This window comes from Sphingobacterium sp. UBA7249 (assembly GCF_002472835.1).
Lineage (GTDB): Bacteria > Bacteroidota > Bacteroidia > Sphingobacteriales > Sphingobacteriaceae > Sphingobacterium > Sphingobacterium prati.
In genome coordinates, this window is sequence record NZ_DKST01000012.1 from 98,169 (window position 1) to 119,414 (window position 21,246).

Sequence of the window (21,246 nt, forward strand, 5' to 3'; positions counted from 1 at the left end):
ATATAAATTTATTTCCAACTGGAAATTTATGGATAATCAAGATATAAAAAATAGGTTTGGAATCATCGGTAACTCACCGTTGCTAAATCGGGCGATTGATATTGCCCGGCAGGTGGCTCCAACTGATATTTCTGTATTAATACAAGGTGAGAGCGGTAGTGGTAAAGAAGTTTTTTCGCATATTATCCATCAATTGAGTTCCCGCAAGCATGGGCCATTTATAGCGGTCAATTGTGGCGCAATACCAGAGGGGACAATAGATTCTGAATTATTTGGGCATGAGAAAGGTTCCTTTACCGGTGCTCACGAAGCGCGTAAGGGCTATTTTGAAGTGGTTGATGGTGGAACAATTTTTTTGGATGAAGTAGGAGAATTGCCTTTAGGTACGCAAGCCAGATTATTACGTGTTTTGGAATCTGGAGAGTACATTCGTGTAGGGTCATCAAAGGTCCAAAAAACTAATGTACGCGTGGTGGCCGCGACAAATGTCAATATGTTTGAAGCAGTCCAAAAGAGTAAATTTCGCGAAGATCTGTATTATCGTTTGAACACTGTTCCTTTACGGGTTCCCTCACTTAGAGAACGACCTGAAGATATTAATTTATTATTTCGGAAGTTTATTGTAGATTTTTCAGAAAAATATCGCTCTCCTGGTGTCCAATTGACAGAGGATGCGCAGAATATGCTGCGTAATTACAGCTGGCCAGGAAATGTACGCCAGTTAAAAAATGTTGCTGAGCAAATTGCTGTTTTAGAAAAAGAGCGTGTTGTGAACGCACATACGTTACAAAACTATTTGCCAAATGAATCACGGACCAGTTTACCGGCCATTGTTTCATCGACTAGTAGTGCAAAAGAAGATTTTTCTGAAAGAGACCTGCTTTACAAGGTTTTGTTTGATATGAAGAAGGATATGGTGGATCTGAAAAAGCTTGTCGTGGAGCTGATCCAGAAAGGTGTAGACTCTTCTACATTTGATCAAAACTCTCCTTATATCAATCAACTCTATCAGGAGATTGAACCACAAATGAAATCGGAGTCCGAGGGCTACGGTGTTGCACCGACATTGACAATACATTCTCCTAACAATACAGCAAATGTTTTGAAGAATCCTGTTAAAGAGGATGATTATTTACAAGATGCACAGGAAGTAGAAGAATCCTTATCTTTGGTAGATAAGGAATCAGATCTGATCAAGAAAGCCTTAAAAAAACATCGTGGTAAACGTAAGGCTGCGGCGCAAGAACTGGGGATTTCCGAAAGAACTTTGTATAGGAAAATTAAAGACTTAAATTTAGACTAAGGTTTTGCACATGTTGTCAAGAAGAATTTTATATACCTTGCTCACAACCGCTTTTCTATTCATCATGAATAGTTGTGGCGTGAAATATGGATTTACAGGAGGGTCCATTCCAGAGGGGATGAAAACAGTTAATATTCAATATTTTGAAAATATAGCCCCTTTAGTTTATCCGACTTTAAGCCAAAACTTTACAGAGGCTTTAAAGGAACGTATTCGAAATCAATCCCGATTAAGTCAGGTCAACCAGGATGGTGATGCTACTTTTGAAGGGTTTATTACAGATTATACAATCAGTCCAGCCGCTGTTGAGGCGGGAACAGATCGCGCGGCGATGAATAGAATGACCATTACCATTAAAGTGTCATATCATAATAAGATTAATCCAAAAGACGACTTTGAACAGCCTTTTACGCGCTTCAAAGAATTTGCTGGGAATCTTCAGAGTGTACAGGAAGAGACCTTGGGTAAGGAGATTATTCAGATGTTGACAGAGGACATTTATAATAAGGCATTTGCCAATTGGTAATCCTATTCCAAAATGAATATTACTATGCCATTATCGAATAGCGAGCTTTTTTTTCAAGCAATCAATCATTCAGAATCTGTCGATGAAGATATGATTTTGGCTTTGATCGAAAAGTATCCATATGCGCAAAGTTTACGATTTATATACGAACGTAAAATCTTTGGCGAAAGCAAGCCTGTTCAGAATCTATCGGCGACATTACTTTATGCACCCTCTCCAAACTGGTTATATGAATTTATGCATAGCAAGGAGACAGTGGCCGTAAACGAGATAGAATTGGATGATATATTGGTGAGTGAGGAGGCAACTGAGGTAACTGTAGCGACAGAATCTGAAGTTGAAGAAGTCGGGAAGACGGATGAATTGGATCGTTTGATTCAGGCAGGGGTAGCCCAGGATTATTTTCGTTCAAATGAAGCGCAGCCACAGGTAACCCTTATTGAGGAATCCGAAATAGAGGAGCCTCTTTCCGCTGAAATTGCTATTCAACCCCTAAAGGACGGACATGAGCGTGTTACGGTCTATGATGACGATACAATGCCCTATAGCTTCTTATGGTGGCTACACAAGACGAGACTTGAGTATGCTGAAACATACCAGCCTTACGTTAAATCCCCGTTAGGGCCAATGGCGCCATCAAACGATGATATCGCAAAGATTCACGAAAAACTGGATAGTCAGCTATTGGATCAACAAATCCGGGAAAATATTTTCCATTTGCAATCACCGGAAGCGAAGCTCAGCGATGAAGTAAAAACAACAATTTCTTTCCAGATTCCGCGTAAGACAGATGAGGTGATTGAAAAATTTATCCGCGAGGAACCTGTGATCCAGCCTTTGCAGGCTGAAAAATTAGATTTGGAAAATAAGGCGCGAAAAAGCTCGGAAGATCAATACTCACTGGTTACGGAAACCCTTGCAAAAATATATACCGAACAAGGTTTATATCCTAAAGCAATAGACGTTTACAAAAAATTAGTTTTGAAATATCCAGAAAAAAATGCTTACTTTGCGGCACGCATAACAGAATTAGAAAAGAAATTAAATTAATTATATAAAGAGATGCAAGGATTATTAATTGGTCTTATCATATTAGCTAGTATTATTTTAGCATTTTTGGTTTTAATCCAAAATCCGAAAGGCGGCGGTTTATCATCTGGTTTTTCCGGAGGAACAAACCTTATGGGGGTCAAACGCACCGGAGACTTTTTGGAAAAAGGTACATGGATCATGGTTATCGCCATTATGATTTTTAGTTTAGGTGTTAATATTATGGGGACATCGCCAAGTACATCAAAAGGTGGACTGGGAGGTCAAATTGAAGCACCTGCACAACCACAGGGTCCCTTGAACTTAGGTACACCGGCTCAGCAACCTTCTGGTACTCCAGCAGGGCAAGAACAAGCTACTCCAGCGCAATCCGAGCAAAAAACTCCTGCTACAGCGCCAGTAACTAAGCCAGCTGAAGAGGCTAAAAAATAGTAGCCAACAAAGAAATTCAAGAGGCCTCGTCTATGTATTAGACGAGGCCTCTTTTTTGTTATGCGCAGTTTGTCAGTTTGCTTTTTACAAGGTAGGATTGGAATGAGGGGCGAGGGATTGTAAGGTTGTCAGACAACAATGACAGTGTGACAGCAAAATGTGATTTTATTTATTGAAATATTAAGTTTTTGGTGAAAAATTGTCTTATACTTCTGCTTATTTACAATTGGCATAAAAGATGATGTGTCTATAACGATTATAACATAAAAATAAATTCAATAACAGATAAAAAGTAAAATTAATTATGGCATTAAGTATCAAACCTATCGGAGACAGAGTAGTCGTAGAAGCTGCTCCAGCAGAAGAAAAAACAGCTTCAGGGTTATATATTCCTGATACAGCAAAAGAGAAACCATCTCAAGGTACAGTGGTTGCTGTAGGTACTGGTAAAGTTGACGAGCCGTTGACTGTAAAAGTAGGTGACAAAGTATTATACGGAAAATATGCAGGTACTGAAATTACTTATGAAGGAAAAGAGTACTTAATTATGCGTGAGTCTGATATTTACGCTGTTATCTAATTAAAGGTCAGGAATTTCAAATGAGCTCATTGTAGCTCGAATCAAAAATCAACAAGTTATTGTATTATTGAGTTGGTAATGTTATTTAAGCTCGATACTAAACACTAAAATAAAATGGCAAAACAAGTAAAATATAACGTTGAGGCTCGTGAGGCCCTTAAAAAAGGTGTAGACACGTTAGCAAACGCGGTTAAGGTAACATTGGGTCCAAAAGGACGTAACGTAATTATTGAAAAGAAATTCGGTGCACCAGTAATTACTAAAGATGGTGTTTCAGTTGCGAAAGAAATTGATTTGAAAGACGCCTTAGAAAATATGGGTGCTCAAATGGTGAAAGAAGTTGCTTCCAAAACTGCTGATCAAGCAGGTGACGGTACAACTACTGCTACTGTATTGGCACAAGCAATCGTTGCTCCAGGTATCAAATCTGTAGCTGCTGGTGCTAACCCAATGGACTTAAAGCGTGGTATTGACAAGGCTGTTGCAGCTGTCGTTGCGAACTTGAAATCTCAATCTCAAGAAGTTGGTCAAGACAATAACAAAATCAAACAGGTCGCATCAATCTCTGCGAATAACGATGAAGTAATCGGTTCATTGATCGCGCAAGCGATGGAAAAAGTTGGTAATGATGGTGTTATCACTGTTGAAGAAGCAAAAGGTACTGAAACAGAAGTAAAAACTGTAGAGGGTATGCAATTTGACCGTGGGTACTTATCTCCATACTTTGTTACAAATTCTGACAAGATGGAAGCGGAATTGGATAGCCCTTACATTTTGATCTACGACAAGAAAATCAGCAACATGAAAGAGTTGTTGCCTATCTTGGAAAAACAAGTTCAAACTGGCAAACCATTATTGATCATTGCAGAAGACTTAGATGGCGAAGCGCTTGCAACATTAGTTGTTAATAAAATCCGTGGTTCACTGAAAGTAGCAGCGGTAAAAGCGCCAGGTTTTGGTGACCGTCGTAAAGCGATGTTAGAAGATATCGCTATCTTAACTGGTGGTACTGTAATCTCTGAAGAAAGAGGTTTCAAATTAGAGAATGCTGAATTATCTTACTTAGGTCAAGCTGAAAAAGTTCAAGTTGACAAAGATAATACAACGATCATCAACGGTGGTGGTAATGTAGAGGACATCAAAGCTCGCGTTGCTCAAATCCGTTCACAAATCGAGACAACTACTTCAGATTACGATCGTGAGAAATTGCAAGAGCGTTTGGCAAAATTGTCAGGTGGTGTTGCTGTATTGTACGTAGGTGCGACTACCGAGGTAGAAATGAAAGAGAAAAAAGACCGTGTTGATGATGCTTTACATGCAACTCGTGCTGCAGTTGAAGAAGGTATCGTTGCTGGTGGTGGTGTTGCTTTCATCCGTGCTACAGAAGCTTTGTTAAATCTTAAAGGTGAAAACGAAGATGAGCAAATCGGTATCGATATTATCAAACGTGCAATCGAAGAGCCTTTACGTCAGATCTGTAATAACGCAGGTATTGAGGGGGCAGTTATCGTTCAAAAAGTAAAAGAAGGTACAGGTGACTTTGGTTACAACGCTCGTACTGACCGTTACGAGAACTTAATTGCAGCAGGTGTAATCGATCCAACTAAAGTATCCCGTGTTGCTTTGGAAAATGCAGCTTCAGTTGCTTCTATGTTATTGACAACAGAATGTGTATTAGCTGACGAAGCTGAAGAAAACCCTGTAGGTGCTGGTGCTCCTCCAATGGGTGGCGGTATGGGCGGAATGATGTAAGATCATCCAAACTATCTGATATAAAAAGCTCATCTGGAATACCAGATGAGCTTTTTATTTGAGGTCTAATATCCTTTTGCCGTATCATCTCCACGTGGATCGGCGCCGGTCTGCAATTTGCCGTTTGGAAGGACAAGAATGTTTTCTACACGTCCGATATTTCCTCTTGGGTTTATTATATAGCCATCCTTTATTAATTTGTCCCGAAGCGTCATATCAATTGCATCCTTTTCAACATCAATATGGTCCGGGAGCCACTGATGGTGAAACCGGGGTGAACTCACAGCGGCTTGTGCATTTTGACCAAAGTCGATCACATTCAGTATTGTCTGGAAAACAGAGGTAATAATAGTCGAACCTCCCGGAGTCCCCACAACCATAAATAGTTTACCATTCTTTTCCAGAATAGTTGGAGTCATGGAACTTAACATTCTTTTCCCTGGTTGGATTTCATTAGCCCTTTCCCCTGTCAGCCCATACATATTAGGAACACCAGTTTTTATCGAAAAATCGTCCATTTCATTATTCAGGAGAAATCCTGCCCCATTCACAAAGACACCCGATCCATAAGAGTCATTTAGTGTCGTGGTAATAGATACAGCATTTCCTTCCTCATCAACAATGTTGAAATGTGTTGTTTGTTCGCTTTCATAGCCCGGAATGACATCAGCATTGACATTTTTACTTAATGTCGCCTGACGGAAATTAAAAGGTTTAAGTTTAGCCGCATTTGTAGTGGAATCCACTAGTTGCTGTACAGGGACATTGATAAAATCAGGATCCCCTAAATACTTTGCCCTATTTGCATACACATGACGTTCTGCTTCTACGATAACACGTATTGTGGAGTCTGTCTGGAATCCCCAACGCTGCAGGGGGAACTGTTCGACTGACTTTAACAAAGCGATTAAAGATGTTCCACCACTGGATGGCGGGGGCATCGAAACGACTTTGTGTCCTCTATAGCTTGATGTAATCGGGGCACGCCAGAGTGCCCGATAGCTCGTTAGATCCTCATGTGTAATAATGCCTTTGTCCTTATTCATTTCGGCAACGAGAAAATCAGCAGTTTTTCCTTTATAAAAACCATCCCGGCCTTCATTGGCGATTCTTTCGATGGTGTTGGCAAGATCTATCTGGATAAATAGATCGCCTGTTTTCCATGTTGTATTTTTTATAATTGCTGCGCCGGAGGGGTTTAACCTTATAAATCTTTCTTTGTGACTCTCAAATTCCTTAGCTTGCCTTTCGCTGATTTCAAAACCTTTTCTTGCAAGGTCAATTGCTGGGGTCAGCAGATCTTTCCAGGCCAGCTTTCCATATTTCTGATGTGCTTCCCACATTCCGGCGACAGAACCTGGAATACCTGATGCCAACCGGCTGTATAAGCTCAGATCGGGAATAACATTCTTTTGTGCGTCCAGATACATGTCCCGATGAGCCCTTTTGGGGGCAGTCTCCCGAAAGTCCAATGCATCGTATTGACCTTGGTTATTGCGATATAGCATAAATCCACCACCACCAATATTGCCTGCATTGGGATAGACAACAGCAAGGGCAAATTGTACTGCAACAGCGGCATCAATAGCATTTCCGCCCTTTTTCAAGATCATTGCCCCGACTTCGGAAGCCAAGGGATGGGCAGTAACCACAGCTGCTTTGTTAAATGTATCCGGATTGGTCTTATGGGCCCCCAATTGCCTACGTGTAGTGGAACAAGAGGTGAATAGGAAACCTGTTATTAGCGAATAAATAAATAGTTTATTCATAATGTCTACTTTAAAATGGTGCGTACTGCTGATTAAACCGTTAACGCAAATAAAATATAATGGTATTATTTTAGCTTTTCGTTGTTTTTATGACGCTCTGCATCCCGGATGGATTTTTTTTGAAGGTTCTTTTCCAATGCTTCGGTAAGGTCTATACCGGTTTGATTCGCGAGGCACATTAAGACAAACAATACATCGGCCATTTCGTCAGCCAGATTAACTTCTTTATCTGATTTTTTGAATGATTGCTCACCGTATTGTCTGGCCATGATCCGTGCAACTTCGCCAACCTCCTCCATAAGCATCGCCGTATTTGTCAGCTCGTTAAAATAGCGTATGCCTGTTGTATTGATCCATTTATCAATTACTTCCTGTGCTTCTTTGATTGTCATTTTTTTGGATTAAGTAGTTTAAAAATTGTCCTTATCTTTTGTATCCATCATTATGGTGACGGGACCATCGTTCAATAAATTGATTTTCATATCGGCTCCAAATACGCCGAGCTGAACAGGCTTATTGATCAGCTGGGCAAGCAGTTTGGCCATTTCCTCATAAAGCGGCTTGGCAGTGTCCGGTTTGGCTGCCCGAATGAATGAAGGTCTATTTCCTTTTTTTGTCTGAGCAAATAAGGTGAACTGAGAAATTAATAAAATATTGCCGTCGATATCCTGTATGGATTTATTCATTAGTCCTTGCTCATCTTCAAAAATCCGGAGGTTAACAAATTTTTGTCCCAACCATTTTAGGTCTTCCATTGTATCGGCTTCTTCTATTCCCAATAGTATCATTAAACCTTTTTCAATTTGTCCAGTGATCTGTTCGTCAACTGTGCAGGATGCATGTTTTACCCGTTGTATTACTGCGCGCATAATGAAATTTATAAAACCAAAGTTAAAAATTCCAATCGTGAATCACGATCCAATGTAGCATTTACCTATACCAAATAAAAAGCCTCCTTATCTTAAGTAGAAAAGGAGGCTTTCATATGAATATTTTGTTAACTGTTAAAATTTGATATTTAAGCCCAACATAAAGTTTGTAGGTGCCTGTGGAAAGTAAAAATTGTAATATTTTCTGGCATCACCTTCCATCCAGCCAAAGGTATAGCCGTTGGTTTCATATTTTTCATTCAGTAAGTTATTAACCTGTAAACTTAGGTTAATGTCTTTGACGCCGAGTGCTGAAAAATTATAATTCGCTAATAGATTGTTAACAAAGTAGGAAGAGATGCTTCTTTCCTTGGCAGAGGAATTATCGAGATATTGTCGACCGACATACTTTGACAGCAATGAAAATGTGAGCGGCTCAATAGGGCTATAGGAGAAATTGCTGGATATAATTGTATTTGGAGACAGGGCAATATCGGTCTTTGGATATGAAATTCTGAGATCGCCAATAACTTCCTCAAAATTTTTGATCTTATTCTGGCTGAAAGTAGCGGTAGCCTTCCAGTTCAATTGCTTATTGATATTCCATGCCCCATCAAATTCCACCCCGATTCGATAGCTGTCTTTCACATTTTGTCGGATAGGAGCGCCAGTATCGCTGATTTCACCTGTTGGAATCAATTGATCTCTATAAAACATCCCATATCCATTCAATCCGATAGTGAACTTCGTATCGGTGAATCTATAGCCAAGTTCAATGTCCTGCATTTTTTCTGGCGTTGGATCTGGCAGCTTGCTATTTTTCTCTATAAAATCTTTCCGTACAGGTTCTTTTTGTGCAAAGGCGTAGGAAGCATAGATATTTGCATAATCATTTAGCAGAAAGGTTGCACCAACTTTGGGATTCAGGAAATTGAATTTTGGATGGTAGTTGTAGTTTTTAACTTTATCATCATCACCATACATATGGTAGTCTACATTTCGGTATTGTATATCGGCCATCAAGATCCATTTGTCCAATTTGTAATCTACCTTTAGGAAATTGCTGAAGTCATTTTTCTGGGATTTTCCAAAGTAATATTTGTCATCCAGAAAGCCCGTTGATGCGTATTGTGCCCAGATTACTTCGCCATAATGCTTTCCGCTATATTGGTTGTACGCACCACCCCATATAAGTTCAAGTTGATCATTGGGTTTGTAGTTTAATGAATAAGTCATTCCATAAAAATAATTATCAAGCCATCTCCGTCTGACTAAGTCTGTTGTCTTTATGGTATCTTTTCCTATCGTCACATTTGGAAGTCCGTATTTACTCAATTTGTCAGCCTGCCTAAATTCTTCATAGTAGCCGTAACCTCTTGTATAATGTAAGGCAGTGTTCAACGTCAGTTTATCACTGAGGATATTGGTGTAATGAATCTGGTGATGTTTTTGCGTGTAGTTGTCCGTTTGGTTTTTGTAGGTATATAGATTGTAGTTCCTTCCTGCATTCATAAAGCGGTCTTTCTCTGTTCCGGATACAGCGAGTCCATAATCCGCATAGTCATCCATACGAGATCTATCACCTGTGATCAGTGGTTCAGGCACCCCATTCCAAGCTTGGTAGGTCTTTTCTTTTCCCCAGAATACGATTCCTTTTAAAGTGTGCTTCTTACCATAGTAGCCCCCGTCGATATAAAAAGACTGCAAGTCAGAAGCACCTCTTTCGATATAACCATCACTACTGATCCGGGATAATCGGGCATTGAAAGCAAATTTATCGTTGATCAATCCCGAGCCGAACTTTACGGTATTCTTCCATGTATTATAAGATCCGAATGAATTATTGAGCTCGGCATAGGGTTTTTCGGCCAGTGTATTTGATTGAATATTCAAAGAAGCACCGAAGGATCCAGCTCCATTTGTGGATGTTCCAATCCCACGTTGCACTTGGATGCTTTCTGTGGATGACGCAAAATCTGGGAGATTGACAAAGAATGAGCCCATGCTTTCAGCATCATTTAGCGGGATGCCGTTTAGCGTCACATTGATGCGCTGATTATCCGAACCCCGGATCGTCATATTTGTATATCCTATGCCGGCTCCTGCATCGGAGCTTATCTGTACAGAAGGAGTCTGATTCAGGAGGTAGGGGATATCTTGTCCTAAATTATTCCGGGTGATCTCATCTTTTGAAACGTTCTTGAATGTAGTTGGTGCATTCTTTTTTGCTCTGGTAGATACCACAAGCACCTCTTCCGTACGAATTGTTTTTGGATCAAGTTGAACGGTCAATTCCATATCCCGCTGAATGTTTAGATTTTGAGTCGAGGTTTGATATCCCACAAATGAAACCTGGACGGTATGTTTTCCATCCGCGATATTATATAATTTGATCAGACCATCTTTGTCCGATTTAGTTGTAAAAGAAGTTTGGCCGTCAATGGATACGGATGCATTTTGTAGGGGGCTTTGTGTATCCCTGTCTACAGTTTTTATTGTCAAATTGTGCTGGGCAACAGCAATTTGTACAGAAGTAGTAGCTAAAACGCTACAAATCAAAAATTTGATCATGTTGATGTATTTTGTTTAAGTTAAACAAATCATAGAAAGGGGTAACTATGATCGTTCTATTTAACTAACCTTTCCCTCCGCCAGCATTACCTGGATCAGGTGCACAGAACTTAATCTGTTGGGTATGATCTCAGCCTTTATTTGTGTTTCTGACAAAACAAGGCACCCCTAATCGATGGCGCTAATATATAAATTAAAATCGGAATGATCTATAGTGATGTTATTTTTGACAAAAGACAAGCTTAGTGAAAAATACGTTAAAATTTCTTTTTGATTTAAAATATTGCGTTTAAGGTTGTTTTTGGTATTTATTGTTCTTTTTAGGTACCTTGGCATAGAATTTTCTACTGTTAGTATGTATTCATATTGGTCAAAAATTTTTTAGTTACTAATTTGAGAGTGAGGAGATAAAATGTTAAAGTATTTAAGCGCAAACTATGTTCTACCGATGACTTCAATGCCAATAAAAGATGGCATTGTAGCGATCGATGAGGAGGGGATAATTCAAGGAGTCTATGACCCTGCTACGTTTACACAAACTGATAAAACCAAAATCGAAAGGTATGAAGGAGTGATTATACCAGGTTTTATCAATGCCCATTGCCATATTGAATTGTCACATATGAAAGGAGTAGTGCCCAAAGGCACGGGTCTTCCAAACTTCTTGAGCCAAGTGATGACCTCACGTGGGGCATCGATGAAAAAAATGGATGATGCAATGGCAAAAGCGGATAGAGAGATGTATGAAAATGGTATCGTAGCCGTGGGGGACCATGCGAATACGGATAATTCTTCTAAACTGAAGGAGGACTCTAAGATACTTTATCATACGTTTGTGGAGGTGATGGGTGTCGAACCTGAAGAAGCTGATTTTAAATTAAAAGAAGCCAAATCTTTAACACAAGAATTTAGAAATGGACATGTGTCTATTACGCCACATGCCCCTTATTCCTGTTCGAAAGTTCTTTTTAAGAAATTTAAAAAATCAGTACCCGAATCTAATATCATTAGTATTCATAATCAAGAGAGTGACGAGGAGAATAAGTTATTCAGATATAAAATAGGAGCTTTCCTGGATTTCTATGCGAGTATTGGGAAAAATGCAGATTCTATTAAAGCCCAAGCCCGGAATTCTATCCAGTCTTATTTACCTTATTTACCTTATCCCAATAAGTTGTTGTTAGTTCACAATACTTATACTTCATTAAAAGATTTGGATTTTGTGGAGCGTATGGATCGGGATGTTGTGTGGTGTTTGTGTCCAAAAGCAAATTTATATATCGAAGGTACCTTACCTAAGGTTCATAATTTTATAAACGCTGGACAACGTTTAGTTATCGGAACGGATAGTCTCGCGTCGAATGATACACTTTCCGTATTGGAAGAGTTGAAGGTATTGCATGAGCATTTTGAAGATTTAGACTTTTTGCAAACAATTCAATGGGCAACGATCAACGGAGCTATTGCATTGAATATCCAGGACGAATATGGATCTTTGGAAATCGGTAAAAAACCGGGGATTATTCTGCTAGAAGGAATGGAACATATGCGTCTAACAGATAAAGTTAAAATCAAACGTTTAGCATAGTATTTAATTCCACAAAAACTTCTGTACTTTTGCTCTTATGAACCTACCCTGACTATAGTAATGAAACTATAGTCAGGGTAAGCTCCATCTGACTGATGGAAGAAAAAATAAAATACAGATGAAACATTTGAATATTTCAATAAGAGGTAAAGTACAAGGAGTTTTTTTTCGATTGACGGCCAAAGCCGTTGCGGATCAGGTTGGTGTAAAGGGCTTTGTGCTCAATCAAAAGGATGGGTCTGTCTATATTGAGGCCGAAGGGGACGATTTTGCACTTGATTCACTGCTGGACTTCTGCCAGGAAGGCCCAGATGAGGCAAATGTTGAAGCTGTTGAAGTTAAGGAAGGCGAGTTGAAAGGCTTTTCTAATTTTGAAGTGATTAAAAGAATTCAATCCTAAGCCTAGTGTCGACAATTAAGAAATTTCTCTCTGATACTGTGATCTATGGCGTAACCACTATTGTTTCAAGAATGATAGGGTTTTTGATGACGCCACTTTATCTCCGCAAATTTAAAGATGCTGCAGTCTACGGTATCTATTCCAATTTTTATGCGTGGATGTCTATGTTGAATGCCGTGTTGGCATTTGGTATGGAAACCACCTATTTCCGCTATCTGCAAAAAGTCGAACCACAAGATAAAAATAAGGTCTACAACAATAGTTTCTTTGTTACTTTAGCAAGCTCAGGCATTCTACTGTTATCTGTTTTTGTTTTTACACGGCCTATTGCTGCATGGTTTGCCGATGGTGGTGACGTGGATCTATATGAACAGTACATTAAATATTTTGCTTTTATCCTTGTTGCGGACGCCCTAGCTGTTGTGCCGTTTACAAAGCTGCGCGCAGAGGGCAGACCTTATAAGTACAGTGCATTGAAATTCGTTAATATCGGTATTACCGTGATTTCAAACCTGTTTTTCATCTATTTCTTGCCTGATTGGGTTCATCAGTACAGCTTTTGGACGGATTTTGCCGGAACATGGTTTAAAGAAGGCTGGATTGGTTATGTCTTTATTTCAAACCTGTTTGCCAGTGTGGTTACATTGATTTTGCTGTTGCCTGAATTGTTGACATTTCGCTTGAAATTAGATCGAAAGTTAATGGATCAAATGCTGAAGTATAGTTTCCCTATATTAATAGCCAATATTTCATTTATTATTAATGAGAATTTAGATAAGATGTTTTTTCCTAAACTTCTCCCTGGTGAAGTGGGAATTCGCGATCTTGGCATATATGGTGCTGTAGCTAAATTAGCTGTATTCCTAAGCTTATTTGTTACAGCTTTTAGATTGGGTGCCGAACCGTTCTTCTTTTCATATTCAAAAAATCAGAATGCATCGAAGACCTATGCACTAATCATGGAGTATTTTGTTATTTTGATGGTAATTGCAATGGTTGGACTGACAGTTAATCTCGATTGGCTTAAGTACTTTATAAAAGGAAATGAAAAAGAGATCGCAATCTACTGGACGGGACTTAAAATTGTTCCAATCCTCCTTTTCAATTATGTACTCCTCGGCATATATATGAATTTATCGATTTGGTATAAATTGACGGACCAAACGCGCTATGCACTCTATATTTCTGGAATAGGAGCCTTAATTACGATCATGCTCAATGTCTGGCTTATTCCGGCGTACTCATATGTGGGGGCTGTTTTATCGACGACCGCAGTATATCTTGTAATGATCGGTTTTTCACTTTATTGGGGGCAGAAGTACTATCCTATACCTTATAAGACGGTAAAAATTACTGCTTATCTTGGAGTAGGACTTTTGATTTCCTGGTTGAGTTTTCAAGTCTTTCATAGCAACATCTGGATCGGAAATGTGATGTTGCTGATCCTGCTTGGTGTTACCTTTTTTCTTGAAAAGAATGGGGTGATGAAATTAATACGAAGAAGATAATTTCATATTAAAACAAAGGCGGTAACTGTTAAGTTATCGCCTTTGTTTTAGATGAATTCAGGCATGAACGAATGTTCAATCTCATGGAGAACTTCAAGTATCTCTGCTTGATTTTGAAGGCTTACCAGTTTCATTCTATATTCTTTGAAGTTTGGAATTCCTTTGAAATAGTTCGCATAATGTCTACGCATTTCAAAGATTCCCAATTTATCCCCTTTCCATTCAATGGATTTATTTAAGTGTGTCCGGCATACTTCCACACGTTCGGCAATAGTAGGTCCTTCCAAGCGCTCCCCAGTATGGAAGAAATGCTTGATTTCTCGAAAGATCCAAGGGTAGCCAATCGCGGCACGGCCGATCATAATGCCATCCACCTCATATTCTTGTCTCCAGGCCGCTGCTTTTTCGACAGAATCCACATCACCGTTACCAAAAATTGGAATCTGAATGCGTGGATTGCGTTTGATATCACGGATCATAGACCAGTCTGCCTCGCCTTTGTACAGTTGTGCACGGGTACGTCCGTGAATCGCCAATGCTTTGATACCGACATCTTGCAGTCGCTCCGCTACCTCGTAAACATTTTTGGTATTGTCATCCCAGCCAAGACGTGTTTTTACCGTCACAGGTAGATGTGTTGCTTCGACAACAGCTTTAGTCATTGCAACCATTTTATCAATGTCCTGCAACAAAGAGGAACCAGCACCCTTACATACCACTTTCTTAACCGGACAGCCATAATTGATATCAATCAGATTCGGATTCGCTTTCGTACAGATTTCAGCTGATTGACGCATACTTTCAATATCTCCACCAAAGATCTGGATACCAATGGGGCGTTCATATTCAAAAATATCAAGTTTTTGAACAGATTTGGCCGCATCACGAATCAATCCTTCCGAAGAAATAAATTCAGTATACATTAAATCAACACCATTTTGTTTGCAAACATACCGAAATGGAGGATCGCTGACGTCCTCCATCGGAGCAAGTAGCAAAGGGAATTCACCCAAATCAATATTTTCACCAATCTTGACCGACATCTCAATTTTTTTTACAAAGGTACAAAATTGATATTAAAACAAATATTGTTGTAACAGCTCTCTATATCAACTTATTCCGCTAATTGAATTTATAATGCTCTAACAAAATCTTTGATTGCTTTACCCGGATCAGCAGTTTTCATAAAGTTTTCACCGATTAAAAAGCTTTGAAAACCTGCAGCTTTTAGCGCCTTAATGGTTTTGGGGTCCGAGATGCCACTTTCGGAGACTTTAATATATTCGGATGGAATCTTACCCAAGAGATCATAGGAATGTTGTAGATCTACAGTGAAATCTTTTAGGTTTCTGTTATTGACACCAATGGCATCAATGTCGTCAAAAAGATTATCCAAAAGTTCTTGTTCATTATGTACTTCAAGTAATACATTGAGTCCGATCTGATGGGCATATGCCGCAAATTCCTGAACTTCTTCCCTTGTGAGGCAAGCCGCTATCAAGAGAATAACATCTGCACCATAGGCTTTAGCCTCCGTTATCTGATATTTGTCAACAATAAATTCTTTGCGCAGAATAGGGATATTAATTGCTTCCCTTGCTTTGGAAAGATCTTCAAGATTGCCCTTGAAGAAATCAGCGTCCGTTAGAACAGAGACTGCTGAAGCACCAGCTTCTTCATAGGCCCTGACGACATCTTCGACTTTTGCGGTACTGTTGATATCTCCTTTTGATGGTGATGCACGTTTATATTCAGCAATAATTCCTGTCTTTTCAGGATCTAATATCGATTCGCGCAAGGAGAGACAGGCTACGCTAAAATAGGGGTAGTTCAACAGATCTTCGGAAGGAACCAAAGCTTTGGCCTTTTCAACCTCTATTCTTTTTCGTTCAATGATTTTATCGAGTATAGTCATTTTTGAGTATTGAGATGTTAGGATAACCAGTTTTCAATTAATTTTTTTCCATTTGTTGTGAGTACTGATTCCGGATGGAACTGCATTCCACGCACATCATACTCCCTATGCGTCAGTGCCATGATGATGCCATTTTCATCCACAGCCGTAACTTTAAGTGTATTTGGCAATGTATCTTTATTCACCGCCCATGAATGGTAGCGACCTATTTTGGAGTCTTTTGGGAAATCCCGAAATAACTTTTCGGATTCATCCGTTACAATAATACTTGTTGCGACACCATGCAAGGGCTTTTCCATATTAAATAAGGTACCGCCAAATACTTCGGCGATCGCCTGCTGGCCTAAACAAATCCCCAATATACTTTTGTGCGGAGCATAGGTACGGATCACATCAAGCAATAAACCAGCCTCCTCAGGAATCCCGGGGCCAGGGGAAAGAAGGATCTTATCAAAAGCTTCCAGCTCTTCCAGTTTGAATTTATCATTTCTCAACACCACGTAGTCTTGTCCCAACTCCTGGAGCAAATGAACCAAATTATAGGTGAATGAATCGTAATTGTCGATGACAACGATTTTATTGTTGCTCATAACCTCTTGTTGTATAGTCCTGATTAAAGTAATTATCTATTTCCTGAAATATAGCTTGCACAAACTCAACCGGCAGATCGAATTTCTTGGCCAGTGTTGCCTGATTGCTGCCGATATTTTTAACAATATGTTGCTCAGCATCTGTATGATCACGCAATGTTTTCGCCTTATTGAGATATGTTTTCCGTAAGGCTAACAGTTCAACGATGCGGTTGTCAATGGTGTCGATCGAAACATTGATATGTTGGGTATTGACACAGTATTCTAATGGTCTTATCATAACGTTTCTGCTAATTGTAACGCTTTTCGCAAAGCAGCTATTTTATTATTGACTTCCTGAAGTTCCATTTCCGGATCGGAATCCAGTACAATTCCGCCGCCCGCCTGATAATGCAGGGTATTTTGTTTGCTCAGGAATGAGCGGATCATGATGGCATGATTGAAATCGCCATTGAAACCCATAAAACCGATTGCTCCAGAGTAGAAAGAACGTTGCAATCCCTCATAACGATCAATGAGCGTCAGGGCCATATGTTTTGGTGCTCCGGACAATGTTCCGGCAGGGTAAGTATCCCCTACAATGTCGAAGGGGTTGATATTGTCCTTCAGGACGCCAGTTACTTTCGATACCAGGTGGATGATATGGGAATAATATTGTGGTTCCATATACGATTCCACTTTAACCTGGGTACAGTGTCTGCTCAGATCATTCCGGGCAAGGTCTACCAACATCACATGTTCGGATGTCTCTTTTGGATCTTGCTTCAATTTTGAGGCAATTTTTTGGTCTTCTTCCATGTTTCCGGTTCTTTTGAAGGTTCCGGCGATCGGGAAGATAGTCGCCTGTTTGCCGTGGATGCGCAACTGCGCCTCGGGCGATGATCCGAATAATTTAAAATCACCATAATCAAAATAGAATAGGTAAGGCGAAGGGTTGATGGAGCGCAATGCACGATAGACATTAAATTCGTCTCCCGAGAAAGGTGTTCTGAATCCGCGGGAAGGAACAATCTGAAAGACGTCACCACGTTGAATATGTTCCTTCATTTTTTTTACCAATTGACGGTGCTCCTCATCCGTCCGATTGGAACGTTCTTCACCGGCTAATTTAAATGTATACTCCGGAAAGTTTTTGTTCTGGATCAGGAATTGCATACGTTCCAGTTCCGACTCTTCATCTTCCAAAAGGTGTTCAAAGATATAAAGCTGGTTACGAAAATGGTCAATGGCAATCACGTACTTATAGACGTGATATTGCATAAATGGAATTTTCCGCGCCGGATCGGCAGCTGTGGTCAGCTTGATATCCTCAAAATGCTCAATGCAGTCAAATGTAAAGTAACCGAATAGACCATTGGAGGTTAAATTCAGTTCGGCGATCGTTGAATCTTCAAAAGAATTCCGAAAATCTGAAACCTCCTGGCGCAAGTCAATTTCATGTGCATTTTTGACAATCCGTTCTTTTCCGGGATAGGTTAAGGTTAGTTCCCGCTCATCGAGCTGAATACCTGCAATAGGCTGGCAACAGATATAACTGATGTTATTGTCACGACTGTGGTAGTCCGAACTTTCCAATAGCAGTGAATTTGGAAAGATATCCCGTAACCGAAGATAAATACTCACCGGTGTTGTTGTGTCGGCGAGCAACTTTCTGCTCTGTGTTTTGAATTTATACTTCATTTTATTCTTTTCTTCGCTGTGCTAATTTTATACATAAAAAAACCCGATACTGTCTAGCATCGGGTTTGGAATTTCCATAAATGGTTTTGGTTGATTATGAAATATTTTGACAATACCAATTAGTTCCCGATGCTTATTGCTTCAGGCCACCACCAATTTGTATTTGTATATCTTCGTGTCATTATTACACAAATTTATAAAAAAAAATAAATAAGCAAACTTTTTGTGATAAAAAAACAAAAATTCCCCATATTTCTTAATCATTTAATAAATCTGGGCGTCTTTCCTGCGTTCTTTTCAACTGTTGTTCATGCTTCCAGGTAGCGATATTTGCTTCGTGTCCGCTGAGCAGAATATCGGGTACTTTGTGCCCTTTCCAGTCTGCGGGGCGCGTATAGATCGGTGCATCCAATAAACCATCTTGAAAAGAATCCGAAAGTGCAGAGGTCTCATCGGATAAAACTCCGGGGATCAGGCGGATGATTGCGTCTGTAACAATTGCTGCTGGAAGTTCACCGCCAGATAACACATAATCACCTACCGAGATTTCCTTTGTCACGTAGATATCCCTGATGCGCTGGTCTATGCCTTTGTAGTGACCGCAGAGAATCATCATGTTACCCTTTGTCGAGAGCCCGTTTGCGATATCCTGATTAAAAGTTTCACCATCGGGAGTCATATAGATGATTTCATCGTATACCCGTTCAGCCTGCAATTGTTCGATGCACTTGGCGAAGGGTTCGATCTGGAGCACCATACCGGAGCCACCGCCATAGGGGTAATCGTCTACACTTTTGTGCTTATTAGTTGAGTAATCTCTTAAATTGTGTACATATATCTCCGCGAGGCCTTTATTTTTTGCACGTTGCAAAATAGAGTGTGCAAATGGACTTTCCAAAAGGTCTGGTAAGACCGTAATAATATCAAAACGCATGGCACAAAGATACACAAAAATGCTCCATTGTCTATTTATAAGATTGATTCGCTTATCTTTGTGGCAAATTTAAGTGTACATACAGTGATTGACGTAAATAATATTTCTGTTTCCTTTGGGGGAACAACTCTTTTTTCGGATGTATCATTCTCCATCAATGAGAATGATAAGATTGCATTGATGGGTAAGAACGGTGCGGGTAAATCTACCTTGCTGAAAATTATAGCCGGGGTGGGTAAGCCTACGACGGGGAATGTCGCTGGCCCTAAAGATGCGGTCATTGCATACCTACCACAACATTTGCTGACACAGGACCATGTAACGGTTTTTGAGGAGACATCCAAAGCTTTTGAGGAGGTTTATGGGATGCGGGATGAATTGGAGCGTCTGAACGAGCAGTTGAATATCCGTACGGATTACGAATCGGACGATTACATGCAATTGATCGAACGCGTGTCTGAATTGAGCGAGAAGTTTTATTCGATCGAGGAGGTCAATTACGACGCGGAAGTAGAAAAGGTATTGAAGGGGCTCGGCTTCGAGCGTTCTGATTTTACCAGACAGACCTCAGAGTTTTCCGGAGGATGGCGCATGCGTATCGAGCTGGCCAAGATATTATTGAAAAAGCCGGATCTGATTTTGCTGGATGAGCCTACCAACCACATGGATATCGAGAGTATCCAATGGCTGGAGGATTTCTTGGTCAATTCGGCCAAAGCAGTTATTGTTATTTCACACGATAGGGCATTTGTCGATAATATCACCAACCGTACCATTGAGGTGACGATGGGTCGTATTTATGACTATCGAGCTAAGTATAGCCACTATTTGGAACTGCGTCAGGAAAGACGTCAGCATCAATTGAAGGCTTATGAGGAACAGCAGCGTTTTATTGCTGACAATCAGGAATTCATTGATCGCTTCAGAGGTACTTATTCCAAGACCTTACAGGTACAATCGCGCGTAAAGATGTTGGAGAAATTAGAGGTTATCGAAATTGACGAAGTGGATACTTCGGCCTTGCGCCTGAAATTTCCACCTTCACCTCGCTCGGGTCAATATCCTGTGATTGTGGAGGATCTTACCAAAGCCTATGATGAACATGTCGTATTCCAAAAAGCCAATATGGTCATTGAACGTGGCGAAAAAGTTGCCTTTGTCGGTAAAAATGGAGAGGGTAAATCAACCATGATCAAAGCGATTATGGGTGAAATAGATTTTGAAGGAACGCTAAAGGTAGGTCATAATGCCAAGATCGGGTACTTTGCCCAAAATCAGGCGGCATTGCTTGACGGTGAACTGACTGTTTTTGATACCATCGACCAGATTGCGGTGGGCGATGTACGGGTAAAAATGAAAGATCTTTTGGGGGCTTTTATGTTCAGCGGTGATGACACGACCAAAAAGGTTAAGGTATTATCCGGTGGAGAGCGAACTCGTCTGGCCATGATAAAACTTCTTTTGGAACCGGTGAATGTATTGATCCTCGATGAGCCTACCAACCATTTGGACATGAAGACCAAGGATATTATCAAAGATGCCTTAAAGGATTTTGATGGTACATTGATCCTTGTTTCACATGACCGTGACTTCTTGGACGGCTTAGCGGAGAAAGTATTCGAGTTTGGAAATAAACGTGTCCGTGAGCATTTTGAGGATATCAAAGGATTCCTGGAATATAAGAAAATGAGCAGTTTGAAGGATATTGAGCGATAGCATCTAAATCAATGGAGTGTAAACCCGATAGGAGGCTCAGTTATAAAAAAGCGGCTTTTTTAT

20 protein-coding genes are annotated in these 21,246 nt (G+C 40.0%); 10 read left to right on the forward strand and 10 right to left on the reverse strand.

From position 1 onward, the window contains the following. Positions 1 to 28 precede the first annotated feature (28 nt). The 6 genes from B4A24_RS08230 to groL all read left to right on the forward strand — a co-directional run bounded on the left by B4A24_RS08230 (position 29) and on the right by groL (position 5,643). The gene (locus B4A24_RS08230; RefSeq protein ID WP_293944264.1) at positions 29 to 1,303 is read left to right on the forward strand and encodes a sigma-54 interaction domain-containing protein; all 1,275 of its coding nucleotides are present in this window, start codon (positions 29 to 31) and stop codon (positions 1,301 to 1,303) included. Positions 1,304 to 1,313: 10 nt separating this feature from the next. Further along, positions 1,314 to 1,829: an LptE family protein gene (locus tag B4A24_RS08235; protein WP_293944265.1), complete on the forward strand. Its 516-nt coding sequence runs from the start codon at positions 1,314 to 1,316 to the stop codon at positions 1,827 to 1,829. A 24-nt stretch (positions 1,830 to 1,853) separates the two neighbouring features. After that, complete coding sequence (locus tag B4A24_RS08240; protein ID WP_293944266.1) at positions 1,854 to 2,879, forward strand: hypothetical protein; 1,026 nt, start codon at positions 1,854 to 1,856, stop codon at positions 2,877 to 2,879. Between the two features lie 12 nt (positions 2,880 to 2,891). Next, entirely contained in the window at positions 2,892 to 3,311 is a 420-nt protein-coding gene (gene secG / locus B4A24_RS08245; protein ID WP_293944267.1) for a preprotein translocase subunit SecG, read from the forward strand. Positions 3,312 to 3,615: 304 nt separating this feature from the next. Continuing rightward, on the forward strand, positions 3,616 to 3,891 hold the full coding sequence (locus B4A24_RS08250) for a co-chaperone GroES (protein ID WP_028070710.1): 276 nt from the start codon (positions 3,616 to 3,618) through the stop codon (positions 3,889 to 3,891). Between the two features lie 114 nt (positions 3,892 to 4,005). After that, the gene (gene groL / locus B4A24_RS08255; protein ID WP_172392342.1) at positions 4,006 to 5,643 is read left to right on the forward strand and encodes a chaperonin GroEL; all 1,638 of its coding nucleotides are present in this window, start codon (positions 4,006 to 4,008) and stop codon (positions 5,641 to 5,643) included. Between the two features lie 65 nt (positions 5,644 to 5,708). Here the strand turns inward: groL and ggt are convergent, their stop codons facing one another. From ggt to B4A24_RS08275, 4 genes are all read right to left on the reverse strand, one after another. Continuing rightward, a complete protein-coding gene (gene ggt / locus B4A24_RS08260; protein WP_293944268.1) occupies positions 5,709 to 7,412 on the reverse strand; it encodes a gamma-glutamyltransferase in 1,704 nt (567 codons plus the stop codon). Positions 7,413 to 7,477: 65 nt separating this feature from the next. Further along, the gene (locus B4A24_RS08265; RefSeq protein WP_293944269.1) at positions 7,478 to 7,804 is read right to left on the reverse strand and encodes a nucleotide pyrophosphohydrolase; all 327 of its coding nucleotides are present in this window, start codon (positions 7,802 to 7,804) and stop codon (positions 7,478 to 7,480) included. Between the two features lie 18 nt (positions 7,805 to 7,822). Continuing rightward, positions 7,823 to 8,281, reverse strand: a complete 459-nt coding sequence (dtd, locus tag B4A24_RS08270; RefSeq protein ID WP_293944270.1) for a D-aminoacyl-tRNA deacylase — start codon at positions 8,279 to 8,281, stop codon at positions 7,823 to 7,825. Positions 8,282 to 8,416: 135 nt separating this feature from the next. Beyond that, complete coding sequence (locus tag B4A24_RS08275; RefSeq protein ID WP_293944271.1) at positions 8,417 to 10,852, reverse strand: TonB-dependent receptor; 2,436 nt, start codon at positions 10,850 to 10,852, stop codon at positions 8,417 to 8,419. A 412-nt stretch (positions 10,853 to 11,264) separates the two neighbouring features. On the opposite strand from B4A24_RS08275, the gene B4A24_RS08280 reads away from it, so the two are divergent. The 3 genes from B4A24_RS08280 (at position 11,265) to B4A24_RS08290 (ending at position 14,348) form a co-directional block, all read left to right on the forward strand. Beyond that, entirely contained in the window at positions 11,265 to 12,440 is a 1,176-nt protein-coding gene (locus tag B4A24_RS08280) for an amidohydrolase family protein (protein ID WP_293944272.1), read from the forward strand. A 118-nt stretch (positions 12,441 to 12,558) separates the two neighbouring features. Beyond that, the gene (locus B4A24_RS08285) at positions 12,559 to 12,840 is read left to right on the forward strand and encodes an acylphosphatase (protein WP_293944273.1); all 282 of its coding nucleotides are present in this window, start codon (positions 12,559 to 12,561) and stop codon (positions 12,838 to 12,840) included. A gap of 5 nt (positions 12,841 to 12,845) precedes the next feature. Then, positions 12,846 to 14,348, forward strand: coding sequence for a lipopolysaccharide biosynthesis protein (locus B4A24_RS08290; protein ID WP_293944274.1), 1,503 nt, complete (start codon positions 12,846 to 12,848; stop codon positions 14,346 to 14,348). Between the two features lie 47 nt (positions 14,349 to 14,395). On the opposite strand, the gene dusB is transcribed toward B4A24_RS08290, so the two are convergent. The 6 genes from dusB to trmD form a co-directional block, all read right to left on the reverse strand. Further along, positions 14,396 to 15,391: a tRNA dihydrouridine synthase DusB gene (gene dusB / locus B4A24_RS08295; RefSeq protein WP_293944275.1), complete on the reverse strand. Its 996-nt coding sequence runs from the start codon at positions 15,389 to 15,391 to the stop codon at positions 14,396 to 14,398. A gap of 89 nt (positions 15,392 to 15,480) precedes the next feature. Further along, positions 15,481 to 16,263: an indole-3-glycerol phosphate synthase TrpC gene (gene trpC, locus B4A24_RS08300; RefSeq protein ID WP_293944276.1), complete on the reverse strand. Its 783-nt coding sequence runs from the start codon at positions 16,261 to 16,263 to the stop codon at positions 15,481 to 15,483. 17 nt (positions 16,264 to 16,280) lie between these two features. After that, positions 16,281 to 16,853 (reverse strand): anthranilate synthase component II, encoded by a 573-nt coding sequence (locus tag B4A24_RS08305; RefSeq protein WP_293944277.1) that lies wholly within the window; start codon positions 16,851 to 16,853, stop codon positions 16,281 to 16,283. Beyond that, positions 16,840 to 17,133 carry a chorismate mutase gene (locus tag B4A24_RS08310; protein ID WP_293944278.1) on the reverse strand — a complete coding sequence of 98 codons (294 nt, stop codon included), beginning with the start codon at positions 17,131 to 17,133 and terminating at the stop codon, positions 16,840 to 16,842. Before B4A24_RS08310 ends, B4A24_RS08305 begins: the two co-directional genes overlap by 14 nt. Continuing rightward, on the reverse strand, positions 17,130 to 18,533 hold the full coding sequence (locus B4A24_RS08315) for an anthranilate synthase component I family protein (protein WP_293944279.1): 1,404 nt from the start codon (positions 18,531 to 18,533) through the stop codon (positions 17,130 to 17,132). Before B4A24_RS08315 ends, B4A24_RS08310 begins: the two co-directional genes overlap by 4 nt. A 256-nt stretch (positions 18,534 to 18,789) precedes the next feature. Next, positions 18,790 to 19,467, reverse strand: a complete 678-nt coding sequence (trmD, locus tag B4A24_RS08320; RefSeq protein ID WP_293944280.1) for a tRNA (guanosine(37)-N1)-methyltransferase TrmD — start codon at positions 19,465 to 19,467, stop codon at positions 18,790 to 18,792. Between the two features lie 84 nt (positions 19,468 to 19,551). Here trmD and B4A24_RS08325 point away from each other — a divergent pair, with 84 nt between their 5' ends. Continuing rightward, positions 19,552 to 21,183, forward strand: coding sequence for an ABC-F family ATP-binding cassette domain-containing protein (locus B4A24_RS08325; RefSeq protein ID WP_293944459.1), 1,632 nt, complete (start codon positions 19,552 to 19,554; stop codon positions 21,181 to 21,183). Positions 21,184 to 21,246 lie beyond the last annotated feature (63 nt).